This is a genomic window from Pseudomonas sp. S2_C11, assembly GCF_054668395.1.
Genome location: NZ_CP162765.1, coordinates 1,269,594 through 1,292,462, shown reverse-complemented (window position 1 = coordinate 1,292,462; position 22,869 = coordinate 1,269,594). Strand labels below are relative to the sequence as shown.

The 22,869-nt window shown below is 60.4% G+C and carries 26 protein-coding genes; 12 read left to right on the top strand and 14 right to left on the bottom strand.

Going from position 1 to position 22,869, the window contains the following annotated elements:
• Window positions 1-235: 235 nt before the first annotated feature.
• Both AB4N48_RS06015 and AB4N48_RS06010 read left to right on the top strand, forming a co-directional pair.
• Window positions 236-655, top strand: coding sequence for an organic hydroperoxide resistance protein (locus tag AB4N48_RS06015; RefSeq protein WP_007940002.1), 420 nt, complete (start codon window positions 236-238; stop codon window positions 653-655).
• Between the two features lie 36 nt (window positions 656-691).
• The gene (locus AB4N48_RS06010) at window positions 692-1,702 is read left to right on the top strand and encodes an alpha/beta hydrolase (RefSeq protein ID WP_056788483.1); all 1,011 of its coding nucleotides are present in this window, start codon (window positions 692-694) and stop codon (window positions 1,700-1,702) included.
• A gap of 184 nt (window positions 1,703-1,886) precedes the next feature.
• Here the strand turns inward: AB4N48_RS06010 and AB4N48_RS06005 are convergent, their stop codons facing one another.
• Together AB4N48_RS06005 and earP are read right to left on the bottom strand one after the other, a co-directional pair.
• Window positions 1,887-2,456 (bottom strand): elongation factor P, encoded by a 570-nt coding sequence (locus AB4N48_RS06005; protein ID WP_003226785.1) that lies wholly within the window; start codon window positions 2,454-2,456, stop codon window positions 1,887-1,889.
• A 48-nt stretch (window positions 2,457-2,504) separates the two neighbouring features.
• On the bottom strand, window positions 2,505-3,647 hold the full coding sequence (gene earP / locus AB4N48_RS06000; protein WP_460094949.1) for an elongation factor P maturation arginine rhamnosyltransferase EarP: 1,143 nt from the start codon (window positions 3,645-3,647) through the stop codon (window positions 2,505-2,507).
• Window positions 3,648-3,772: 125 nt separating this feature from the next.
• Between earP and AB4N48_RS05995 the strand changes: the two genes are divergently transcribed.
• Both AB4N48_RS05995 and AB4N48_RS05990 read left to right on the top strand, forming a co-directional pair.
• Window positions 3,773-4,186 carry a hypothetical protein gene (locus tag AB4N48_RS05995; protein ID WP_252884639.1) on the top strand — a complete coding sequence of 138 codons (414 nt, stop codon included), beginning with the start codon at window positions 3,773-3,775 and terminating at the stop codon, window positions 4,184-4,186.
• 2 nt (window positions 4,187-4,188) lie between these two features.
• Entirely contained in the window at window positions 4,189-4,671 is a 483-nt protein-coding gene (locus AB4N48_RS05990) for a GreA/GreB family elongation factor (protein WP_024013776.1), read from the top strand.
• 9 nt (window positions 4,672-4,680) lie between these two features.
• On the opposite strand, the gene cysB is transcribed toward AB4N48_RS05990, so the two are convergent.
• From cysB to AB4N48_RS05965, 5 genes are all read right to left on the bottom strand, one after another.
• A complete protein-coding gene (gene cysB, locus AB4N48_RS05985; protein ID WP_016770873.1) occupies window positions 4,681-5,655 on the bottom strand; it encodes an HTH-type transcriptional regulator CysB in 975 nt (324 codons plus the stop codon).
• Window positions 5,656-5,768: 113 nt separating this feature from the next.
• Entirely contained in the window at window positions 5,769-6,272 is a 504-nt protein-coding gene (locus AB4N48_RS05980; protein WP_041478409.1) for a universal stress protein, read from the bottom strand.
• 97 nt (window positions 6,273-6,369) lie between these two features.
• Window positions 6,370-7,275 (bottom strand): 5'-nucleotidase, encoded by a 906-nt coding sequence (locus AB4N48_RS05975; protein WP_122611508.1) that lies wholly within the window; start codon window positions 7,273-7,275, stop codon window positions 6,370-6,372.
• A 22-nt stretch (window positions 7,276-7,297) separates the two neighbouring features.
• Complete coding sequence (locus AB4N48_RS05970) at window positions 7,298-8,254, bottom strand: putative 2-dehydropantoate 2-reductase (RefSeq protein WP_460094948.1); 957 nt, start codon at window positions 8,252-8,254, stop codon at window positions 7,298-7,300.
• Window positions 8,251-8,637: a thioredoxin family protein gene (locus tag AB4N48_RS05965; protein WP_041478405.1), complete on the bottom strand. Its 387-nt coding sequence runs from the start codon at window positions 8,635-8,637 to the stop codon at window positions 8,251-8,253. The genes AB4N48_RS05970 and AB4N48_RS05965 overlap by 4 nt, the downstream gene beginning before the upstream one ends.
• On the opposite strand from AB4N48_RS05965, the gene AB4N48_RS05960 reads away from it, so the two are divergent.
• Together AB4N48_RS05960 and AB4N48_RS05955 are read left to right on the top strand one after the other, a co-directional pair.
• Window positions 8,636-9,079, top strand: a complete 444-nt coding sequence (locus AB4N48_RS05960; protein WP_056788469.1) for a PilZ domain-containing protein — start codon at window positions 8,636-8,638, stop codon at window positions 9,077-9,079. The genes AB4N48_RS05965 and AB4N48_RS05960 overlap by 2 nt on opposite strands.
• A gap of 129 nt (window positions 9,080-9,208) precedes the next feature.
• A complete protein-coding gene (locus AB4N48_RS05955; protein ID WP_016770878.1) occupies window positions 9,209-10,285 on the top strand; it encodes a 3-deoxy-7-phosphoheptulonate synthase in 1,077 nt (358 codons plus the stop codon).
• A 60-nt stretch (window positions 10,286-10,345) separates the two neighbouring features.
• On the opposite strand, the gene AB4N48_RS05950 is transcribed toward AB4N48_RS05955, so the two are convergent.
• Window positions 10,346-10,627: a GNAT family N-acetyltransferase gene (locus AB4N48_RS05950; RefSeq protein WP_016770879.1), complete on the bottom strand. Its 282-nt coding sequence runs from the start codon at window positions 10,625-10,627 to the stop codon at window positions 10,346-10,348.
• A gap of 639 nt (window positions 10,628-11,266) precedes the next feature.
• Here AB4N48_RS05950 and oprI point away from each other — a divergent pair.
• Window positions 11,267-11,518 (top strand): outer membrane lipoprotei OprI, encoded by a 252-nt coding sequence (gene oprI, locus AB4N48_RS05945; protein WP_003183784.1) that lies wholly within the window; start codon window positions 11,267-11,269, stop codon window positions 11,516-11,518.
• Between the two features lie 125 nt (window positions 11,519-11,643).
• Here the strand turns inward: oprI and AB4N48_RS05940 are convergent, their stop codons facing one another.
• The 3 genes from AB4N48_RS05940 to AB4N48_RS05930 form a co-directional block, all read right to left on the bottom strand.
• A complete protein-coding gene (locus AB4N48_RS05940; protein ID WP_024013783.1) occupies window positions 11,644-12,615 on the bottom strand; it encodes a L,D-transpeptidase family protein in 972 nt (323 codons plus the stop codon).
• Between the two features lie 195 nt (window positions 12,616-12,810).
• The gene (locus tag AB4N48_RS05935) at window positions 12,811-13,104 is read right to left on the bottom strand and encodes a hypothetical protein (protein ID WP_016770881.1); all 294 of its coding nucleotides are present in this window, start codon (window positions 13,102-13,104) and stop codon (window positions 12,811-12,813) included.
• Window positions 13,105-13,161: 57 nt separating this feature from the next.
• The gene (locus tag AB4N48_RS05930; RefSeq protein WP_056788467.1) at window positions 13,162-13,767 is read right to left on the bottom strand and encodes an arylesterase; all 606 of its coding nucleotides are present in this window, start codon (window positions 13,765-13,767) and stop codon (window positions 13,162-13,164) included.
• A gap of 10 nt (window positions 13,768-13,777) precedes the next feature.
• Here AB4N48_RS05930 and AB4N48_RS05925 point away from each other — a divergent pair, with 10 nt between their 5' ends.
• Genes AB4N48_RS05925 through greB form a run of 3 tightly spaced genes read left to right on the top strand, consistent with a single transcriptional unit; the run spans window position 13,778 to window position 17,497 of the window.
• Window positions 13,778-14,461: an ABC transporter ATP-binding protein gene (locus tag AB4N48_RS05925; RefSeq protein ID WP_016770883.1), complete on the top strand. Its 684-nt coding sequence runs from the start codon at window positions 13,778-13,780 to the stop codon at window positions 14,459-14,461.
• On the top strand, window positions 14,461-16,965 hold the full coding sequence (locus tag AB4N48_RS05920; protein WP_460094946.1) for an ABC transporter permease: 2,505 nt from the start codon (window positions 14,461-14,463) through the stop codon (window positions 16,963-16,965). Before AB4N48_RS05925 ends, AB4N48_RS05920 begins: the two co-directional genes overlap by 1 nt.
• A gap of 34 nt (window positions 16,966-16,999) precedes the next feature.
• Entirely contained in the window at window positions 17,000-17,497 is a 498-nt protein-coding gene (greB, locus tag AB4N48_RS05915) for a transcription elongation factor GreB (protein WP_071173132.1), read from the top strand.
• Window positions 17,498-17,503: 6 nt separating this feature from the next.
• Here the strand turns inward: greB and AB4N48_RS05910 are convergent, their stop codons facing one another.
• From AB4N48_RS05910 to AB4N48_RS05900, 3 genes are all read right to left on the bottom strand, one after another.
• Complete coding sequence (locus AB4N48_RS05910) at window positions 17,504-17,812, bottom strand: class I SAM-dependent methyltransferase (RefSeq protein WP_423662705.1); 309 nt, start codon at window positions 17,810-17,812, stop codon at window positions 17,504-17,506.
• Window positions 17,813-18,060: 248 nt separating this feature from the next.
• Window positions 18,061-18,495, bottom strand: coding sequence for a DoxX family protein (locus AB4N48_RS05905; RefSeq protein WP_016770887.1), 435 nt, complete (start codon window positions 18,493-18,495; stop codon window positions 18,061-18,063).
• A gap of 113 nt (window positions 18,496-18,608) precedes the next feature.
• Complete coding sequence (locus AB4N48_RS05900; RefSeq protein ID WP_423662707.1) at window positions 18,609-20,030, bottom strand: MltF family protein; 1,422 nt, start codon at window positions 20,028-20,030, stop codon at window positions 18,609-18,611.
• 234 nt (window positions 20,031-20,264) lie between these two features.
• Here AB4N48_RS05900 and AB4N48_RS05895 point away from each other — a divergent pair, with 234 nt between their 5' ends.
• Complete coding sequence (locus tag AB4N48_RS05895; RefSeq protein ID WP_217851695.1) at window positions 20,265-21,071, top strand: TatD family hydrolase; 807 nt, start codon at window positions 20,265-20,267, stop codon at window positions 21,069-21,071.
• 207 nt (window positions 21,072-21,278) lie between these two features.
• Window positions 21,279-22,760, top strand: coding sequence for a methyl-accepting chemotaxis protein (locus tag AB4N48_RS05890; protein WP_460094944.1), 1,482 nt, complete (start codon window positions 21,279-21,281; stop codon window positions 22,758-22,760).
• The last annotated feature ends 109 nt before the right edge of the window (window positions 22,761-22,869 follow it).

Here is a 22,869-nt window from a genome sequence, read left to right as displayed (position 1 = left end):
GCTCGCTCCCACAGTGATTTCAGCGCCAACAAAAATATTTGTCCCGCCTGAATTCCCTCGTCAAGCGCTCTAAATCAGGCCTTACCCGCCCCTTCCACGCTATGCCCTTGAGCAAAACGCGATTTTTATTAAAAATTTATCTTGCGCGCTAAACATTAGCGCTATACATTCTCTTCACACCTACTTATCGCGCAAACATTTAGCGCGCAAAACCACAACCAATGAGGCTCACACCATGCAAACTCTCTACACCGCAATCGCAACTTCCACTGGCGGCCGTGACGGTCGTGCGATCTCCAGCGACAACGTACTGGACGTCAAACTGGCCACCCCGAAAGAACTCGGCGGTGCTGGCGGCGCGGCGACCAACCCTGAGCAACTGTTCGCTGCCGGTTACTCGGCCTGCTTCATCGGCGCGCTGAAGTTCGTCGCCAGCCAGACCAAGCGCAAGATTCCTGACGACGCGTCGATTACCGCGCACGTCGGCATCGGCCAGATCCCTGGCGGTTTCGGTCTGGACATCGATTTGCACATCAGTCTGCCAGGCCTGGAACAAGCCGATGCGCAGTCGCTGGTCGACGCCGCTCACCAGGTCTGCCCGTACTCCAACGCCACCCGTGGCAACGTCGATGTGCGTCTGCACGTAACCGTGTAATCACTCAAGTCTCCGGCCCGAACAAGGAAATTGAACATGAACACTTTCAGCAAAGTCTTGACCGGCACCCTTCTCGCCCTGTCGGTACACAGCGCTTTCGCCGGTGATGTCGAACACAACACCCAGGCATTTCTCGATGCGCTGAACTCAGGCAGCGGCAAGCCGATCGAGCAGCTGTCGCCCAAGGATGCCCGCGCCGTGCTGGTCGGCGCGCAGTCCGGGGTCAAGTTGACGCTGCCCAAAGCCGATGTCAGCGAGAAAACGGTGCAGGTCGATGGTCAACCGCTGAGCCTGACCATCGTCCGGCCGGCCGGGGTCAAGGGTGAGCTGCCGGTGTTCATGTTCTTCCACGGCGGCGGCTGGGTGCTGGGGGACTTCCCGACTCACGAACGTCTGGTGCGCGATCTCGTGGTCGGTTCGGGTGCGGCGGCGGTGTTCGTCAATTACACCCCTTCGCCGGAAGCGCATTACCCGGTGGCGATCAACCAGGCCTACGCTGCGACCAAATGGGTGGCGGAACACGGCAAAGAGATCAACGTCGATGGCAAGCGCCTGGCCGTGGCCGGCAACAGCGTCGGCGGCAACATGGCCGCAGTGGTTGCACTGATGGCCAAGGACAAGGGCACCCCGGCGATCAAATTCCAGGTACTGCTGTGGCCGGTGACCGATGCCAACTTCGACACCGGTTCGTACAACCAGTACGCCGAAGGGCACTTCCTCACCCGCAACATGATGAAGTGGTTCTGGGACAACTACACCACCGACGCCAAACAGCGTAACGAGATCTACGCTTCACCGCTGCGCGCCACCACCGCGCAACTCAAAGGTCTGCCACCTGCACTGGTGCAGACTGCCAGCGCCGACGTGCTGCGTGATGAAGGTGAAGCTTACGCACGCAAACTCGATGAAGCCGGAGTACCGGTTACGTCGGTGCGCTACAACGGCATGATTCACGATTACGGTTTGCTCAACGTGGTCAGCCAGGTACCGGCGGTGCGGTCGGCGATGTTGCAGGCGTCTGAAGAACTGAAGCAACACTTGAAATAACCACAGTCCCATTGTGGGAGCGAGCCTGCTCGCGAAAGCGTCCCGTCAGACAGCGCTTCATTGAATGACACACCGCATTCGCGAGCAGGCTCGCTCCCACATGGGACAGGTGTGAAACTCAAAGCGCAGGCACAAAAAAACCCGACTCAATGGTCGGGTTTTTTCTTTCCGCAAAAAGCAGTGCTTATTTCGCACGGCCTTTGTAGGAACCGCCTTCGCGGGTATCGATCTCGATCATGTCGCCGATTTCGATGAAGTCGGCAACCGACAGCTCGGTACCGTTCTTCAGTTTGGCAGGCTTCATCACCTTGCCGGAAGTGTCACCGCGAGCGGAGCCTTCGGTGTAGTCAACCTGACGCACGATGGTGGTCGGCAGTTCTACGGAAACCAGACGCTCTTCGAAGAACACGGCTTCGCAAACGTCGGTCATGCCTTCTTCAACGAAAGGCAGAACGCTTTCGATGTCTTCGGCGTTCAGCTCGTACATGGTGTAGTCAGTGGTGTCCATGAACGTGTAAGTGTCACCGCTGATGAACGACAGGGTGGCTTCTTTACGATCCAGGATCACGTCGTCCAGTTTGTCGTCCGCACCGTAAACGGTTTCGGTCTTGTAACCGGTCAGCAGGTTCTTCAGCTTGGTCTTCATGATCGCGCTGTTACGGCCCGACTTGGTGAATTCAGCTTTCTGAACCAGCCAAGGATCGTTGTCGATACGGATCACGGTACCGGGTTTGAGTTCTTTACCAGTTTTCATTGCGAATATCCGAATTTGGATGGGATTTACAAAAATCTAGGCCGCGTATCATATCCAATTTACATAAAACTGTACCAGCGCCGTGGCAAGATCCGCCTGCAAGGCCTGTTCCAGACACCATGCCTCGGCGTTTTTCTGAAGTTCCGGCCAATGATTTCGCACCGCCAGCCAGTGCTCGCCGATCGGTTGCCCGGCGCTCCACGCTCGCCACAGACCGTTCATCGCCTGCGCCGCAGCGGGGGAAAGGCCGTGAGTGTAGAGCGCGAGGAAAGCGTCGAGCTTGTCCAGATGGATGTCATCGTCCTGCTGATAGATGTGCCAGAGCATCGGCCGCCCCGCCCATTGCGCGCGCACGAATGAGTCTTCACCGCGCACCGCGTTGAAATCGCAGCACCACAGCAGATGGTCGTATTGATCCTGACGGACGAACGGCAGCACTTGCACGGTCAGGGACTCGCGCACATGAATCGCGCCGACCGTCAGGGTTTCCACGCCCAGCCAGCGCGCCACATCGCCGAGAATCCGCCCTTCCGGCACCAGCAGGTGAGTCGCCTGTGCGTCGGCCGCCAGCACATCCAGCCAACTGGCCAACCCGGCATTTTCATAAGCAAACAGCGAGATCAGTTGCGCATCGGGCGCGGGATCAATACCCAGGTCTTGCAGGAAATGTTGCTGAGCCGGCCGATCCTGCTGAAACTGCCGACGCTGTTCGAGCAGTCCGCATTCGCGCAGCAGGCCACCGGTGCCCGGTTTGAAGCCTGGAAAGAAGAAGAACTTCTGCACCGTTTTGTATTTCACCGACGGCAAGCCATGGCAGCCGGTGACCCAGTCTTCGGCGCTGAGATAATCGAGGTTGAGCCACAGCGGCGGCGTTTCCCGCGCAGCCATGCTGTCCATGTAATCAGTGGGCAACTGACAGGCGAAGGCGGCGATGACTACGTCGGCTGCCTCGGCGTGCAGCCATTCGCTCGGCCACTGACGCACCTCGACGCCCTGCTGCCATTGCTGCACAACATCGACATCGATCTCAGGACAGAGGCGCTCGAACGCGCGCAGATCATCCACCCACAGGCGCACCGGCAAGGCATGTTCGGCCACCAGTTGCCGGGCCAGGCGCCAGGTCACGCCGATGTCACCGAAGTTATCGACCACGGTGCAGAAAATGTCCCAGCGGGGTTTCGCTTCAGGCATGCCGTTCTCCCGTTGGCAAAAGACCTCGATTGTCCGCATAAATGCGCTCGTGCAGAAGAGCCGACGGCGATTAATCTTCGTGCGACAATCGCCACTTGCCCGCAACCATCCGCCAGGAGGCCGCCATGCCCTACCGTCCGAATCCGCGTCGTCCCTTGCCTGTTCAGCTTAGCGCGCTGCATCTGACCGGCAGCATTGCGCTGGGCCTGTGGCTGGGCTTCCTCGCCATTGCGCTGACCTGCTGGCTGTTTTCGCGCTTCATCTTTGCCGAGCAATTGGTCCCGGTGGCTCAAGCGGTGCAGCAATTGGCCAATCCGCCAGTTGCAGTCGAGCCACAGCCGGACGTCGCACCGCCGCCAACGCCGCTGTTCCAACAGTACGAAGAAAACCTGCGCAAGAATGAACAGCAGGCCCGACTGGATCAGGCGCGCGCCAATTCGCGCAATGCGTCGAACCCGAAATGCCAGTTCTGGCTGCAGCAGGACCAGACCGCGCCGACGGAAAAGAGCCGCGCCAACGTTTTGCAATTCTGCGATTGATCATGAATAAACACAGCGTCCACCAATTGATTCTCGACAAGCTGCGCATCGACCTCGACATCGCCGAACGCGCTGCGCAAACCGCTTACGAAACCGCGACCCACGAAGAAAACATCGCCGAAAACAAGTACGACACGCTGGGGCTGGAAGCGTCATATCTGGCGGCGGGTCAGGCGAAGCGGGTTGAGGAGATTCGTCAGTCACTGGCGCTGTGCCAGAACCTGACATTGCGTGCCTACGACGAAAATCGCGGCATCGAAGTCGGCGCCCTGCTCGGTCTGGAGGACGAAAAGGGTCGCGAGCAATGGCTGTTTCTGGCGCCGGATGCGGCGGGGCTGAAAGTCGACGTGGTGGGTCAGCCGATCACCGTCATCACCCCACGCTCGCCGCTGGGCAAAAGTCTGCTGGGCAAGTTCGCGGGCGATGAGGTGGAGATTCTGGTGGCGGGCACCCGGCAACAATTTGCTGTCACCGAGGTGCTCTGAAGCGGGTGCTTAGTGAACGGGCAGTTCGACGCCGTCGAACAGTTCTTCCAGCTCTTGCTTGTTGTGGCACTGAATGGCCTTGGCCATGACTTCGCGGGTCAGGTGCGGAGCGAATTTCTCGATGAAGTCGCACATGAAGCCACGCAGGAAGGTGCCACGACGGAAACCGATCTTGGTGATGCTCGACTCGAACAGCTCGCTGGCATCCAGCACCACCAGGTCGTTATCGAGTTTGGTATCGACGGCCATTTTAGCCACGATGCCCACGCCCAGACCCAGACGCACGTAGGTTTTGATCACGTCGGCGTCAGCAGCGGTGAACACCACTTTCGGCGTCAGGCCACGATGGCTGAAGGCTTCGTCGAGCTTGGAACGGCCGGTGAAACCGAACACGTAAGTAACAATCGGATATTCGGCCAGCGCTTCGAGGGTCAGCTTCGGCAGCTTGGTCAGCGGGTGGCCGTGGGGTACGACCACGCAGCGGTTCCAGCGATAGCACGGCATCATCACCAGATCACCGAATAGCTCCAGCGCTTCAGTGGCAATAGCGAAATCGACGGTGCCGTCAGCGGCCATTTCGGCGATCTGCATCGGCGAGCCCTGATGCATGTGCAGGGCCACGTCCGGGTATTGCTTGATGAAATTGCTGATCACCGGCGGCAGCGCATAACGCGCCTGGGTGTGGGTGGTGGCGATCGACAGGGTGCCCTTTTTCTCGTTGGAGAATTCCTGGGCAATCTGCTTGATGCTTTCGACTTTGCGCAGAATCTCGCCGGCGGTGGTGATGATGCGCTCGCCGGCCGGGGTGACGCGGGTCAGGTGCTTGCCGCTGCGGGCGAAGACTTCGACGCCCAGCTCGTCTTCCAGCAGGCGGATCTGCTTACTGATGCCCGGTTGCGAGGTGTACAGGCTTTGAGCGGTAGCGGAAACGTTGAGGTCGTGGTGCGCCACTTCCCAGATGTAGCGCAGTTGTTGAAGCTTCATATCAATCCCTCAAAGCAGGTAGACGCCACGGGCATCAGCGACGGTATATAACTATATTAATGGTTCGAAGAATAAATCTAGAACTTTTTTATCAAAACGCCATTATTCCTGCTTCAACGATCGTCCCGCCGCCGGCGCTCCATCAGCGGCACCAGATAGACCGGCACCTTGGCCAACTGCAGAACCCGCGCCGCCGTGCGCCCCAACGGCGTTTCCGCGCCGACGCCATGGCTGTGACTGCCGACGATCAGCAGATCGACCGAGAGCTTGTGCACCTGGTCGAGAATCACCTGCGACGGATCACCCTGCAGCACGCGCACCGCGCGTATGCGCTGCAGATCCTGTTCGCCGTCGTCCCCCAGTTCTTCACGAAAGCTGTCGAGCACCCGTTGTTCGATATTGGCAATGACTGTTTTCAGACCCTGACTATGGAATTCGTTCAATGCCTGTTCGTCGAGATAGCTTTGCAGCACTGACTCGGCAAACAGGCCCATGGGTTCCACCGCGTGTACTACATAAAGATCGGCATTGAAGGTGCGCGCCAAGGCCAGGGCATGCTGCATCACGAACGGTGCGTACAGACCGAGGTCGGTGGCATACAGCATTGAGCGAATCATGGGACCTCCTCGCGAGCCAACGATGGCGGAGATTGATTCAGCTTAGCAGTGCCTTGGCGAGTACGACGTGCGACGCAACGTCCTGAATGAAAAGGCTCTAGATCGGCTGTTCGTTGCTGATGCCATGGGGCACGTGGCCGGTGGCAACCACTTCGCGAGCCAGCTCGCAATGACCGGTCTGGTCATCGAAGAACACGTCAGCGGCGAAGGCTTCGAGGAACGCCGATTTGGTCAGGCCACCGAGAAACAGCGATTCATCGAGGCGGATATCCCATTCCCGCAGTGTGCGAATCACTCGCTCATGGGCCGGCGCCGAACGCGCAGTCACCAGCGCCGTGCGGATCGGGCAATCGTCATCGGGAAACTCGCGCTGCAACAGATTGAGCGCTGCCAGAAAGCCCTTGAACGGCCCACCACGCAATGGCTCGCGTGCCGATTCGCGTTCCTTGGCCTGAAACGCTTCCAGGCCGCCGGACTGATAGACGCGCTCGGACTCGTCGGAAAAGATCACCGCATCACCGTCAAAGGCGATACGTAATTCATCACTGGCCGCACGGCTCGCGCCACCGGACAGAATCGTTGCCGCAGCGAACCCGGCGTCCAGCGCCGCACGCACGTCTTCGGCGTGGGTCGAGAGAAACAGGTCGCAGCCAAACGCTTTCAGATAAGGGTACGGACTGCGCCCACCGACGAACGCCGCACGAGAAATAGCAAGACCGTAATGATGAATCGAATTGAACACGCGCAGCCCGGTGTCGGCGCTGTTACGGGAAACCAGAATCACCTCGACCCGCGCGCGGCCGAGGCGGCTGTTCAGGCTCAGGAGTTTTTCCACCAGCGGGAACGCATCGCCCGGCGCGAGGATTTCGTCCTCGTGCTCGATCTGATATTGCCGATAGGCTTCGACGCCGCTCGACAGGTAGACCTTGTGGCTTTCGCTCAGGTCGAACAAGGCGCGCGAGGAAATCGCCAGCACCAGTTTGTCATCGATGTTATTGGCCATGCCTTCCCCCAGAACAACCGACTCAGGTATTGCGTCGGTCGATAAAACCCAAATGGCGATACAGCGCCTCGATGCGCGGCAACTCGCAGCCCGCCGCTTTCGCCGCCGCCAGTGGCCGGGCGTAAATCGCCTCCAGCTCCAGCGGGCGTTTGTGTGCAAAGTCGTGGTACATGCTCGGCCAGTAATCGGGCATTTTTTCCGTCATGGTGAACAGGTACTCGGCATAGCCGGGCGGGATCTCGTATCCACAGGCCTTGGCGCCCAGCACCACTTCGGCCATCAACGCCTGAATCGACAGGCGGCTGTCGGCATCGGCCATCAGCGCTTCCGTTCCCGCGCCGAGCAATACTGAAAGTCCGTTATAGGGAATATTCCACACCAGTTTCTGCCAGCGCGCCTGATGCAGGTTGGCCATCGCCTGCGAGTCGATGCCGGCGGCACGGAACAGTCCGGCGCCCTCCTCGACGATCGCCATGCGCGCTACTTCATCAATGGCCGAGCCGCTGTGATAACCGACATTCACCGCGCCAAGGGCCTGATGGGTAATCTGCCCCGGCCCCTCGCGGTGCACGCAGATCAGGCACAGACCACCGAGCAGATGCAGCGAATCCGGCAACAGTGGCCGCAGGCTGTCTTCGACATCCAGACCGTTCTGCAGCAACAGCACCTTGGCGTCAGGCTTGGCGGCCTGAATGATCGCCGGGGCCAGCCCGGCGTTGCTGGTGGTCTTGGTGCCGACCAGCAGCCAGTCACAGGGCGGCATGTCTTCGGCAGCGGAATAGGCATTGGCCGGATTCAGCGTCAACGGCCCGTGCACCGCACTGTTGATCTGCAAACCGCGCTCAGCCACCGCCGAGAATTCGCTGCGCAACAAAAAGTGCACGTCGAAACCGGCACGCGCCAGCATCACCCCGTAGAATCCGCCGATTGCACCGGTGCCGATAATCCCCACCACCGGTTTGCTGACTGTCTCGCTCATGGCAACTCCTCTGCAATTCGACTCAGCGATTGCGCCACCGCCTGGTTGAGTTGATCAACCGTCAGACGTGTGTGCACTGCGCCAAAGAACTCGCCGTCGCGCACCACAAACAGCGCCGGCAAATGAAACACCTGATAACGCTCGACCAGCCCGCCATTGTCGCCGGCGTCAATCCAGCACAGCCGATCGATAGCCAGCGGCAATCCCGGCAACACCTCGCGGGCATAACGACAACTGGCGCAGCCGACGCTGGTGAAGATCACCAGAGAAACCCCGCGCATCGCCAGCAGCCGCTGGTCGGCGTCGAAGTCGGTCAGCTCGGATTCGACCACTATACTGGGGGAAACAATGTCAGATGGCCGACACAGGGAGTCTGTGCTCATGGGACGTTTCATTCCTCATCCGGACGAAGTGCCGGTTGAATTGACGTTACTCAAGCCTGAATGCATTTCCAGACAACAGCTGCACACTATCAGCCTCGGCGGCATCGCTTGCAATTACCACCGCGCCTGGCGCCACGGCACTGCACTGCAAGTACGCATGCCGACGCTGAATGCCGACTTCTGTTGCCCGGGCTACGTGGCCTGGTGTCTGCGCCGTAAAAAAGGCTATCTGGTGGGCATCGCCTTCACTGACGAACAGACCCTGTTCAGCGCGCGAATGGGTGAGCAGGTGTGTCAGATCGAACGCTATTCGCGCATGCAGGACAGCCACGACGACCTGCAGGATAGTCAGGCGCTGGCCCTGCAATGGGTCGAGGAGCACGCCGAAGAGTTCTCCCACGACAACTTGCGCAAGGCTTTCGCGCAGCCAGCGCTGGACTAAAGCACGGTTTGCCCATTGTCGAGCCGCCTCCGACGCGCTAAGGTTCGGCTCCCCCGACGCGCTAAATCTGCTGTGCTCCGCCGCGCGGGGATCGCTGGCGGCCGGCACCCGTGACCTGACGAGTAAACGATGGCTGATTTACCGATCAACGACCTAAACGTCGCCTCTAACGAGACCCTGATCACTCCCGATCAGCTCAAGCGTGATATCCCCCTGAGCGACGCCGCCCTGCGCACCGTCACCAAGGGCCGCGAAGTCATTCGCAACATTCTCGATGGCACCGACCACCGTCTGTTCGTCGTGATCGGCCCGTGCTCGATTCACGACATCAAGGCTGCCCACGAATACGCCGATCGCCTCAAGGTACTCGCCGAGGAAGTCTCCGACACCCTGTATCTGGTCATGCGTGTGTATTTCGAGAAGCCGCGTACCACTGTCGGCTGGAAAGGTCTGATCAACGATCCGTATCTGGACGACTCGTTCAAGATCCAGGACGGTCTGCACATCGGTCGTCAGTTGCTGCTCGACCTGGCCGAGAAAGGCCTGCCGACCGCGACCGAAGCCCTCGACCCGATCTCCCCGCAGTATCTGCAGGATCTGATCAGCTGGTCGGCCATCGGCGCGCGTACCACCGAATCGCAGACTCACCGCGAAATGGCTTCCGGCCTGTCCTCGGCCGTCGGCTTCAAGAACGGCACCGACGGCGGCCTGACCGTGGCGATCAACGCCTTGCAGTCGGTATCCAGCCCGCACCGTTTCCTCGGCATCAACCAGGAAGGTGGCGTGTCGATCGTCACCACCAAGGGCAACGCCTATGGTCACGTGGTGCTGCGCGGCGGTAATGGCAAGCCGAACTATGATTCGGTCAGCGTGGCGCTGTGCGAGCAGGCGCTGAACAAGGCGAAGATCAAGCCGAACATCATGGTCGATTGCAGCCACGCCAACTCCAACAAGGACCCGGCCCTGCAACCGCTGGTGATGGAAAACGTCGCCAACCAGATCCTCGAGGGTAACCAGTCGATCATCGGCCTGATGGTTGAGAGCCATTTGAACTGGGGCTGCCAGGCAATCCCGAAAGACCTCGCCGACCTGCAATACGGCGTGTCGATCACCGATGCCTGCATCGATTGGTCCGCCACCGAAAACACCTTGCGCAGCATGCACGCCAAGCTCAAGGACGTATTGCCGAAGCGTCAGCGCACGTAAGCACGGTTTTACGGATATAAAAAAACGCCGGACATTGTCCGGCGTTTATGTGTGTGCGATTCAGATCTTCGCGGCGCGACGCTGATGGCGTTCCATATAGCGCTCGACGTACGAGCATGACGGGATCACCGTGTAGCCCATTTCTTCGGCGTATTGCAGCGCGCGTTCAGTCAGCGCTGCGGCAATGCCACGGCCGCGCAGGGCATTGGGCACGAAGGTGCGGTAGATATCCAGGGTCTGCTTGCCCAGATCCATGTAGGTCAGGTAAGCACGATGACCGTCCACAGTGGTCTCGAATTGATGACCAGCCTGGTCATGGTGGATGGACAACGCCTCGCTCATCACTACTCCTCGCGGGTCTTGAATTGTGACCCCTACCTTACCGATGTTTTTCCGGCGAAGGAACATCTACGCCACCCCGTGCCTGATGGACACTGAGAAGAGCCACACCGATCTCGCGCAATCTGACACCTGCTGAATAGTAGGCACCATTGGCGAAAATGCTCAAGGTACGCTCGTCATCGGATGGTTTGCGTGCATTGGCATCGATGGTCGCAGGTTCGGCCGCAAGACAATCTTTGCGTGCCGTTTGCCTGAACATTGCCGGAATGTTGAGACTTAAGACGTGCGACCTTTTTTAAAGTCACCTGTACATCAACAAAGATACGCGAAGCGCTTCGCAGAACCTGAACAAAAGTGTGGACGAATTCATTTAGAAAGACTTTAGCCGAAGTCGCAAAAACAGCGCACGAGGGCGGGAACTTTTTCCGTTTGAGTCGCTCACGCCGGGGCTTGCAGCTGGATATTTTTTATACAGCGCAGTTAAAAGTTGCTCGAAAAAGAATCAACGCCTACAATTTTTTTTGCTTCTTGCGCTACGTCAGTTTACTTACTACAAGTAATGGGTAGTATGTACGCCGGCTATTTCCTCAATCGTGAGGAGACAGCCACTTAATTTGAAAGTCCTTGAAGGGGAACACGATGAACAACGTTCTGAAATTCTCTGCGCTGGCTCTGGCCGCAGTTCTGGCTACCGGTTGCAGCAGCGCATCGAAAGAAACCGAAGCACGTCTGACCGCTACTGAAGACGCAGCTGCTCGCTCCCAGGCTCGTGCAGACGAAGCTTACCGTAAAGCTGATGAAGCTCTGGCTGCTGCTCAAAAAGCACAACAGACTGCTGACGAAGCTAACGAGCGTGCTCTGCGCATGCTGGAAAAAGCTAGCCGCAAGTAATAATCCCTCGGGATTGTTATCGAGCCGATCCGGTTTTCCGGGTCGGCTTTTTTGTGCCCGGTGCTTTTCTCCGGGCAATAAAAAACCCGCCGACGCTGCACGCATCGGCGGGTTTCGATCAGCTCTTATTGCTGCAGGTCGATCGGTGCACTGCTCACCATCGGCGCCGAGGTATTCGGCACGGCGATCTCTACCGGCAGGCCGTCTTCGGCCGCAACCACATCACGCACCACATCCCAGTTCATGCGCAGGTTGCTGGTGATGTCTTCACGCTTGAGCATCGCGTTGATCACCGCCGTGTGCTTGTCTACCACCGACGGATTGCCCTTGTCATCGAGCGGCGTGTGCGCTTCCAGATAGACCTTGCCGCCACTGCGACCGAACTTGTACGGGTCGTTGATGATGCGCACCGAGGTGCCCACCGGGACCATGCCGGCCATTTCCAGCACGTTGTTGTTGAACATGCGGAAGCAGCCGTGGCTGGTGCGCATGCCGATGCCGAACTTCTTGTTCGAACCGTGGATCAGGTAGCCCGGCGTGCCGAGGGTGAACTTGAACGGCCCCAGCGGGTTATCAGGACCGGCCGGCACCACATTCGGCAGCGGATCACCGTCAGCAGCGTGTTCGGCCTTGATCGAAGCCGGAGGCGTCCACGTCGGGTTCGGTGTCTTGGCGATGATCGAGGTGTGCGCGATCGGCGAGCCCCAGCCTTCACGGCCGATACCCAGCGGGAAGGTGTACACCACGTCACGGCCTTTCGGGTAGTAATAGAGACGGTATTCGGCGAGGTTGATGACGATGCCTTCACGCGGGCCCGGCGGCAGGATGAAGCGCGTCGGCAGGACGATCTCGGTACCGGCGCCCGGCAGCCAGGCATCGATGCCCGGGTTGGCCGCAACCATTTCCGAATAGCCCAGATCGTAGGTGGTACCCAGGTCGGCGAAGGTGTCTTCGTACTTGGCTTTGATCACCTGCACCTGGCCGACGATGTCCTCGCCGGGTGGTGGCAGGGGAAGCTCCAATGCAGCAACGGGACCGGCCACACACAGGGCGGCAAGTGACAGGCAGCGGGTGACGGCAGGAAAGCGCGGCAACATCCGGAAAATCCTTCGCATGATCATCAAGGGTATAAGGCCGCGATTGTACACCGCGGCTTGGGGATTCGGGAGACACGCCGATAGACCGTGTCGCGCCCTGAAAGATCGCAGCCTGGTTGCACTCGTCAGCTCCTACATTTGCAACGCATTCCCTGTAGGAGCTGACGAGTGCAACGAGGCTGCGATCTTTTGATCTTAAAGTTCGAATCGCAGCTCAGGCCAGATCGGCGAGGTGCCGCGCTTTTGCGATTCGAGAATCGCCCGGCACAGCGAGCACAGGCGCTGATCCTGGAACACCCGCCGATCAACATTCGACCAGCGCGGTTGCGCCGGCAGCAGAGTGCCGCACAGCGTGCGATCGGCCGAGCCGCCGAGTTCCAGCTGCCGCGTCACCAGATGCACCCGCACTTCCTGGCAGGCGAACAGATCCAGCTGCTCGTCAGGCTCGATCAGTTGGTAGGCAAACAGGGACCAGGCAGGACGCGGCATCGGGGGCTCCAAATTAGGGGGCGCCACATTAGCCGAAAGCCTGCCTGTAGAAAAGCCTCATAACAGCGGTTTTAGCGTCGGCCAGACATTTTCCAGCAACTTGCCCTGAGCCCCGGCAGCCGGGTGCAGACCGTCGGCTTGCATCAGGTCCGGATGACCACCGACACCTTCGAGAAAAAACGGCACCAACGGGATGTTTTTCTCTACGGCGAGCTTGCCGTAAACCTCAGCGAACGAATCGGTGTAGCGCTTGCCATAATTGGGTGGCAACTGCATGCCGAGCAGCAGCACTTTCGCGCCGCTCTGCCGCGAGCTGTCGATCATCGAAGCAAGATTTTGTTGCAATTGCGTTGGCGGCATCCCGCGCAGGCCGTCATTGCCACCCAGCTCGAGGATCACCAACTCCGGCTTATGCTCTGCAAGCAGCGCCGGCAGCCGCGCCTGGCCTCCGGCACTGGTGTCGCCACTGATCGAGGCGTTGACCACTTTATCGTCGAAACCCTCTTGTTTGAGGCGCTGCTCGAGCAGCGAGACCCACCCCAGACGGGTATCCAGGCCGAAACCGGCGCTGATACTATCGCCAACGATCAGGACAGTACCCGCCGCTGCGTTCTGGGCCATGCACATCAAGGCCAGGCCAGCACTCAAAAACCATACACGCATCGGATTCTCCATGGGCGCAAGCATTCTCACCGCGAAGAACCTCAGCAAAGTGGTCCCTAGCGCGGAAGGTGAACTGACTATCCTGCACGAACTCAGCCTGGAACTGAACAAGGGCGACAGCCTGGCCATCGTCGGCGCGTCCGGTTCCGGCAAATCCACCCTCCTCGGCCTGCTCGCCGGACTCGACCTGCCGAGCAGCGGCGAAGTCACTCTCGCCGGCCAGGGCCTGAGCAATCTCGACGAAGACCAGCGCGCGCGAATCCGCGCCGAGCACGTCGGGTTTGTCTTCCAGTCGTTCCAGTTGCTCGACAGCCTCAATGCGCTGGAGAACGTCATGTTGCCGCTTGAACTCGATGGCCGCAAAGATGCCCGCGAGCGCGCTACGCAATTGCTTCAGCGCGTCGGCCTCGGCCAGCGCCTGACCCACTCGCCGCGCCAGCTCTCCGGTGGTGAACAGCAACGTGTAGCAATCGCGCGCGCCTTCGCCGCCGAACCGGACGTGCTGTTCGCCGACGAGCCGACCGGCAACCTCGACAGCCACACCGGCGAGCGCATCAGCGACTTGCTGTTCGAATTGAACAAGGAACGCGGCACCACCCTGGTGCTGGTGACCCACGACGAACGCCTGGCCCATCGCTGCCGGCGCCTGATCCGTCTTGAAGCCGGGCTGCTGGTCGCCCCTCTGGAGCCTTGATGGCACGTCTGCCGCTGTTGCGTCTGTTCAGCCTTGCCCTGCGCCAGCTCATGCGCGATGGCCGCGCCGGTGAGCTGCGCGTGTTGTTCTTTGCGCTGGTGGTGGCCGTCGCGGCAAGCACCGCGATCGGCTATTTCGGCGCCCGCCTCAATGGCGCGATGATGCTGCGGGCTACCGAGTTTCTCGGTGCCGATCTGGTCCTTGAAGGCAGCTCGCCGGCCCGCGAGGAGCAAATCCGCAGCGGCACCGAACTGCGCCTGAATCATGCGCAAGTGGTGGAGTTCTCCAGCGTCATTGCCACCGACAACGGCATTCAGCTGTCGAGCATCAAAGCTGTCGACCGTGCCTATCCATTGCGTGGCGAGCTGAAAAGCGCGCCCGCACCATTTGCCGAGGAAGAAGTCGGCGGCGAACCGCAACCCGGTGAAGCCTGGGTCGAGGCGCGTCTGTTGACTGCGCTGGATCTGAAGATCGGCGACAGCATCGACGTCGGCATGAAGACGCTCAAGCTGACCCGCGTGCTGACCTACGAGCCGGATCGCGCCGGCAACTTCTACAGCCTGACGCCACGGGTACTGATCAATCTTGACGACCTCGCCGCCACCGGCGTGGTGCAACCGGGCAGCCGGGTGAGTTATCGCGAACTGTGGCGCGGCGAACCGCAGGCGCTGGAAACTTATCGCGAGCTGATCAAACCGGGCCTCGCTGCAAACCAGCGAATCCAGGATGCCCGTGACGGTAACCGGCAGATTGGCGGTGCGCTGGGCAAGGCCGAGCGCTATCTGAACATGGCCAGTCTGGTCGCGGTGTTGTTGGCTGGCGTGGCCGTGGCGCTATCAGCCAACCGTTTCGCCAGTCGCCGTTTCGACGCCAGTGCCTTGCTGCGCTGCCTCGGCTTGTCGCGCCGGGAAACCATGGTGCTGTTCAGCCTGCAACTGACGGTGCTCGGCCTGATTGCCGCCATCAGTGGCGCCCTGCTCGGTTGGCTGGCGCAGTTGGGGCTGTTCGCGTTGCTGCATGATTTGCTGCCAAGTGACGTGCCACCGGGTGGCCTGTTTCCGGCGATGGCCGGGATTGGCACCGGGCTGGTGGCGCTGGCCGGTTTTGCCTTGCCGCCTTTGGCTGCACTGGGTCGCGTGCCGCCGCTGCGGGTGTTGCGCCGCGACATGCTGCCGATCCCCTCGAGCACATGGATGGTCTACGGCGCGGCGCTGGGTGCGCTGGGCCTGATCATGTGGCGTCTGAGCCTCGACCTGCTGCTGACCTTCGCCCTGCTTGGCGGTGGCGTAGTCGCCGCGCTGGTGCTGGGCGGCCTGCTGTTGTTGCTGCTGCAAAGCCTGCGCCGCATGCTGGCCCGCGCCTCGTTGCCATGGCGTCTGGGCCTTGGCCAGTTGTTGCGGCATCCATTGGCGGCGGCCGGGCAGTCGCTGGCGTTCGGTCTGATCCTGCTGTCGATGGCGCTGATCGCACTGCTGCGCGGCGAACTGCTCGACACCTGGCAGAACCAGCTACCGAAAAACGCGCCGAACTATTTCGCGCTGAATATTCTCCCGGCGGACAAACAGGCTTTCGCCGATCACCTGATCAAGGTGTCCGCGCAAGCGGCGCCGTTGTATCCGGTGGTGCCGGGTCGGTTGATCAGCGTCAATGGCGAAGCGGTACAACAGATCGTCAGCAAGGACTCGGCCGGTGACCGCGCCATTCAGCGTGACCTGAGCCTGACCTGGGCGGCGGATCTGCCGGCCGGCAACAAGCTCACCGCCGGCTCGTGGTGGAGCGGCCAGCCGTCCGATGATGTGCCGGGGGTTTCGGTGGAAGGCAAGGTTGCCGAAAGCCTGAAACTCAAACTCGGCGATCACATGATGTTCAGTGTCGGCGGGGTCAATCGCGAAGCGAAGGTCACCAGCCTGCGCGAGATCAACTGGGACAACTTCCAGCCGAACTTCTTCATGATCTTCCAGCCTGGCACCCTGAAGGATCTGCCGGCGACCTACCTGACCAGTTTCTATCTGGCTCCGGGGCATGATCAGCAGATCGTCGAGTTGTCGCGGACCTTCCCGGCGGTGACCATCCTGCAGGTCGAAGCGTTGCTCGAACAGCTGCGCAGCATCCTCGCTCAGGTCACTCTGGCGGTGGAATATGTGTTGTTGTTTGTTCTGGCTGCGGGGATGGCGGTGCTGTTCTCCGGCCTGCAAGCGACGCTGGATGAACGCATCCGCCAGGGTGCGCTGTTGCGCGCGCTGGGCGCCGAGCGGCAGTTGCTGATCAAGGCGCGGCGTATCGAATTCGGTCTGTTGGGTGCGGTCAGCGGTCTGCTCGCGGCGATCGGTTCGGAGGTGGTCAGTCTGGTGCTGTACCGCTTCGCCTTCGATCTGCCATGGCATCCGCATCCATGGCTGCTGGTGCTGCCGCTGATTGGCGCCGCGCTGATTGGTGGCGCCGGTGTGTTCGGCACGCGTCGCGCTCTGAATGCGAGCCCGCTGACAGTGTTGCGCGAGGGTTGATAGACTCAAGCGGTCTTAATCACAAGAAGTCGCCATGAGCCGTTATCGCCCTCCCCGCACCGCTGGCACCGCGCTGATCACCCCCGAGGGTGAAGCGCGGATGCGCGCCGAATTCCATGAGTTGTGGCATGTGCGTCGCCCGCAGGTCACCCAGGCGGTGAGTGAAGCGGCGGCGCAGGGTGATCGTTCGGAAAACGCCGAATACACCTACGGCAAGAAGATGCTGCGCGAAATCGACAGTCGCGTGCGTTTTCTCACTAAACGCCTGGAAGCGCTCAAGGTAGTCAGCGAAAAACCCAGCGATCCAAACAAGGTGTATTTCGGCGCCTGGGTGACCATCGAAGACGAAGACGGCAAGCAGTCGCGCTACCGCATTGTCGGCCCCGATGAACTGGACCTCAAACAGGGTTTGATCAGCATCGACTCGCCGCTGGCCCGCGCGCTGATCGGCAAGGCACTCGACGCGGAAGTGCGGGTGCAAACGCCGACCGGCGAGCAGTTCGTTTACATCGTTGCGATTGAATACCCGTAAGACTGATCAGCGCCGAGTGATCAGGCCCTGCCGCGCTACGCGGGCCAGTTGCTTGATCATGTCCGGCGCATCTTCTGCGCTCGGCGCCTGAATCACCGCCAGATCAAAGCTGTCGGTGGCGAAACGCGCCAGCGACTCGCCGTCATCGACAAACTGGATCAGGAACGCGGCAGGACCGCCGCTGCGACGTGGCCAGCCATCGAGATAACGCAACAGCGTCGGCTGGTGTTTGCCGCCAAGAAGGATTTTCGGGTTGCGCTGGGTGACATGTGCCGTGATCGGCGCGGGACGTGCTGGAGGGCGTAGTGCGTTCATCGTGTCGTGTCTCTGCCTCAAAAGTCTGCATGGCAGGTGAGAGGCAACACCGAACCAGCGCTTTAGCGGTATTTCGAAGCCCTGTTCCGGCTTCTGACGGTAACTGTAGAAGTCACCTGGCGCCCCGCAAGTAGCTGTTTAAATCGGCGCATGGGCAACATCCTAGAGAACGTGACCGATCAGTGTCAAGAATCGCCAGCAACAAAAAAGGCCCGCGCAATGCGGGCCTTTGCCTTGAGCCAGAGCCTTCAACCGGCGATGGCGCGATCCGCCGAGAGCTTGCCGGCACCTTCGATCAGTACCGCGATGCTGCCGGCCAGCAGAGCCAGAGCGAACTCATAACCGTTGTTGGCCATGAACAGACCGTTGCCGATGTGCACGGAGAAGATCGCAACCAGCGAGAGGAACGCCAGACCAAGTGCCGCCGGGCGTGCCAGCAGGCCGATGATCAGCGCCAGACCCGCAAAGAACTCGGTACCGCCGGCCAGCGAGGCCATCAGATAGCCGGGGGTCAGGCCGATGCTTTCCATCCATTGCGCAGTGCCGGCCAGGCCGTAACCACCGAACAGACCAAAGAGTTTCTGCGAACCGTGGGCGGCGAAGATCACGCCGACAGCAATGCGCAGGACAGTCAGGCCGTAACCGGCGCGGGTGAACAGAACCTTGTTGATCAGAGAGCTCATGGTGCATTCCTTGTTGTGCAGAAGTGTTTGTGTGTTTGGGTTGGTCGCTATATTAATCAGTTTATTTCATGTTTAAAGCGCAAAAATTTCGCCATAACAATCGAATTGTTAGATTATTTCCGTGTGACCACTTTCTGCTGCCGGGGCTCGAGCGACTCTCGCTCCCGGTCGAATGCCAGATAATACTTGTTCACGCTATTAACATAGCTGACGGCGCCCATCCCCACCTGCTCCATGGCAATGCGCTCGACCTGGAAGAACCACTGGTTGGGATTGAGGCCACGGCGGCGGGCTTCCGCACGCATACCCTGGACGCGCTCGGGGCCGATGTTGTACGCGGCGAGGGTGAACGCCATGCGCTCACGCTCGTTGAGTTTCGGGCTGCTGAAGAACTTGCGGCGGATCATCGCCAGGTACTTGGCGCCGGCCTGCACATTCGCATCGAGATTCTGGATATTGTTCACGCCGACCCGTTGCGCGGCGGACGGAGTGATCTGCATCAGCCCGGTCGGACCGCTGCCGCTGCGGGCGTTGGACTGCAGACGCGATTCCTTGAACGCCAGCGCCGCCAGATTGAGCCAGTCCATGTTTTGCGCGTCGGCATGCTTCTGCAGGGTCGGACGGAGTTTTTCCAGACGCTGGCGATCGGCCTTGGCCAGCGGATTGTGCACCTGATAAAGGCGCCGATAGATGCGCAAGAAAGCGGCGTCTTCGTCCGACGGTCTCTTGTAACCGGTGAGGAAGCGATCGATGCTCGCGCGCAACATCGACGCATCGCGGCGCACGAACCAATGTTCTTCGCCCGGCTCGCCGAGGCTCAGTTGCCGATCGAGACGCAGCTTCGGCAGGATCTTGCCCCAACGCTCGGCAATCGGTTGCTCGACAATGGTCAGGTGGAAAATCCCGCCCTGGACCATCTCCAGCACGTCTTCGACCGCCAGCGTCGGATCGACCCACTCGATGTTGATCGGCGCCAGTTTGTGCAGCGCCAGTTTCTGGTTGAGCTGGCTGACCACCTCCCCCGCCGCACTGCCGGTAGGCAAGGCCAGGGTCTTGCCGGACAGTTGCTCGACCTTGGTGTACCGGCGCTGGCCCTTGATGCCGACCAGCACCAGCGGCACGTTGCTGGCAATCGGCTCACTGCTGGCCACTGCATAGCCCGATGGCAGATCGAGCAATTCACCGGGCGCGACCATGTCGCCTTCGCCGCGCTGCAAAGCGCCGAGCAATTGATCCTTGGCTTTGGGAATGATCTTGAGGGTGACTTCCTGGCCGTCGCGAGCATGGCCATTGAGGTATTGCTCGAACGCGCGCAATCGGTGGTACTCGACACCGATGGCCTGGCCCTGGACTTCGCCGGAGCTGTTGCGGCTCTGATTGACCAACACCCGCAACACGCGGCTGCTGCGGATTTCGGAGAGGTCGCGAACCTTGCTCGCCGGCACGGCTTGCAGCGGCCCGGGCAGGCGCGCGGCCGCCGTCATCGGCAGCAGCAACGCAGCACACAACAGCAGCAGAACCGAGGGACGATGCATCCACTCTCCGAAAAGAATACGGGGCGATTCGTCGCAAAAGAGACGACATCACCGACGAAAACAGAGCGCTTTGCGCGCTGATAAAGTGCGTGAGACTGGCACAGTGATGGCATTGTCGCCACCCCGGAGTCCCCCGCGGCCTCAACAGACAGCCATAAGTCTTTGTAGTTCTTGGCTTTTCTTATAAATCTACAGCTCTGATATGCTTTCCGGCCTTCGGCCCGAGGTAGCACCATGCAACTCATCGATATCGGCGTCAACCTGACCAACCCCAGTTTCGCCGACAAACACCAGGCCGTGCTCGACCGTGCCTATGCCGCCGGCGTCTGCCAACTGGTACTGACCGGCACCAGCGTCGAGGGTAGCGAGCAGGCGCTGGAACTGTGCCGGCAACTGGATGAAAGCGGCCAACGGCTGTTCGCCACCGCCGGTATTCACCCCCATTCGGCCAGCGACTGGAACGCTGACAGCGCCCGTCGCCTGCGCAGTCTGTTGAACGAATCCAGCGTCGTCGCGGTGGGCGAATGCGGGCTGGATTTCAACCGCGACTTCTCCCCGCGCGCGCAACAGGAAAAGGTTCTCGAAGAACATCTGGCGCTGGCCGTCGAACTGCAATTGCCGGTATTCCTGCATGAGCGCGATGCCAGCCAGCGCCTGCTGGAGATTCTCAAGGACTTCCGCGATCAACTGCCGGCGGCGGTGGTGCACTGCTTCACTGGCGAGCAAAAGGCCTTGTTCAGCTACCTCGATCTGGATCTGCACATCGGCATTACCGGCTGGATCTGCGACGAACGCCGGGGCACGCATCTGCATCCTCTGGTCAAGGAGATCAAGCCGGGGCGGCTGATGCTGGAAAGCGATGCGCCATATCTGCTGCCGCGCACGTTGCGGCCGAAGCCGAAAAACGGCCGCAATGAGCCGGCGTATCTGAGCGAAGTGCTGCGCGAGGTGGCGCTGCATCGCGGCGAGACCGAGGAAGCGCTGGCCGCACATACCACCGCGTGTGCCCGGGCGTTTTTTAATCTCCCCATTCTCACCTGACTGCACACTTCCCCTGTGGCAGCGAGCCTGCTCGCGAAGGCGGTGGATCAGCTACAAATGGGCTGAAGGACGCAACGCTTTCGCGAGCAGGCTCGCTCCCACAATAGATCTCGGCATCTTTTGATTCATATCAAAACTCCCGAATCTGCATAGCGGCACAATAATGGCACCTTGCCAAAACTGTTTCCGCTATCAGAGAAGACCTCCATGGGTGCCTGGCTTAGCAACATCTCGCTGAAATACAAATTCTGGGCGGTCAACGCGGTCGCCTTTGTCACCACCCTGCTGCTCGTACTGTACGCCGTACATCTCGAACAGCAGGCCCGCAGCCACGCCGCGCAGGCATCCGCGCAAGCGCAGGCGCAGTTGCTCAAGGCCTGGCCGACCGGGCAACCGTTGCCCAAGTCCGCTCAGGTGCTGACCTTCAAGCGCGGTGAAGTGCCGCGTCTCAACGATCAACCGCTACTGGAAATCAGCGGCAGCAACGGCTGGAACGCCATCAATGAAATGCCGCTGTTTGGCGAGAATCCGTTGATCGGCGCCGAAGTGTTCAGCCGTGCCGACGGCGAGCAAGTGGCGGTCATCGCCTATGCCCCGAGCCTGAGCCAGGTGTTCAGCGAGCGTTTCGCCAACTATGCGCTGGCGGTATTCATCCTGATGCTGGCGATGCTCGGCGCCTCGCAACTGTTGATCCGCTTTCTGCTCAGCCAGCTCAACACGTTGAAAGACGTGATGCTGCACGTTGAAAAAACCGGCGACCTCTCCGCTCGCGTGCCGCTGGTGGGCAGGGACGAAGTCGGGCAGATGGCCAATGCCTTCAACGCCATGCAGGCCGGTTATCAACGCGTCGTGACCACCGTTGCCAGCACCGCGCGACAACTGGATGACGGTGCAGCGCGGCTGGCCTCGAGCATGAACGACGTGCGCCACGGCATGCTCGGCCAACAAAGCGAAACCGACCAGGCTGCCACCGCGATCAACGAAATGACCGCCACCGTTTATCACATCGCGCAACACGCCGGCGCCACCCGCGATCTGTCGAAAACCGCCGATGGCCTCGCCGGCAGCGGTCAGCAGGTGGTGGCGCGGGTGCAGCAGTCGATTGCCGGGCTGTCCAGCGGCGTGCAGCAGACAGCAGAGATGATTCAACGCCTGGCCGAGGACAGTCAGAAGATCAACGGCGTGGTCAGCGTGATTCACAGCATTGCCGAACAGACCAATCTGCTCGCGCTGAATGCGGCGATCGAAGCGGCCCGCGCCGGGGAGATGGGTCGCGGCTTTGCCGTGGTCGCCGATGAAGTGCGCAATCTCGCCAAGCGCGTGCAGGCTTCCACCGACGAGATCACCGGCATGATCGCCGCATTGCAGGCCGGCACCCGCGATGCGGTGGATTTCATGCAGGAGAGTTCGTACAAGGCCGACGACTGCGTGCAGCAGGCCCAAGAGGCTGGCGCGGCGCTGGCGGAAATCACCGGAGCGGTGGCGCAGATGCGCGAAAGCAACACGCAGATTGCCGTGGCGGCGGAACAGCAGAGTCAGGTTGCCGAGGAGATGAATCGCGCGGTGGTGAGTATTCGTGACGTGACCGAGAACACCGTGCAGCAGACGGTGGATTCGGCGACGACCAGTAATGAGCTGGCGGCGCTGGCCGGGGCGCTTAACAAGGCGATAGGCCAGTTGAAATTGTGAATCCGCTTTCGCGAGCAGGCTCGCTCCCACATGCGCCATAGAATCAATGTGGGAGCGAGCCTGCTCGCGAAGGCGTCAGAGGCACCTACATCGAATCCTGCGATGACGG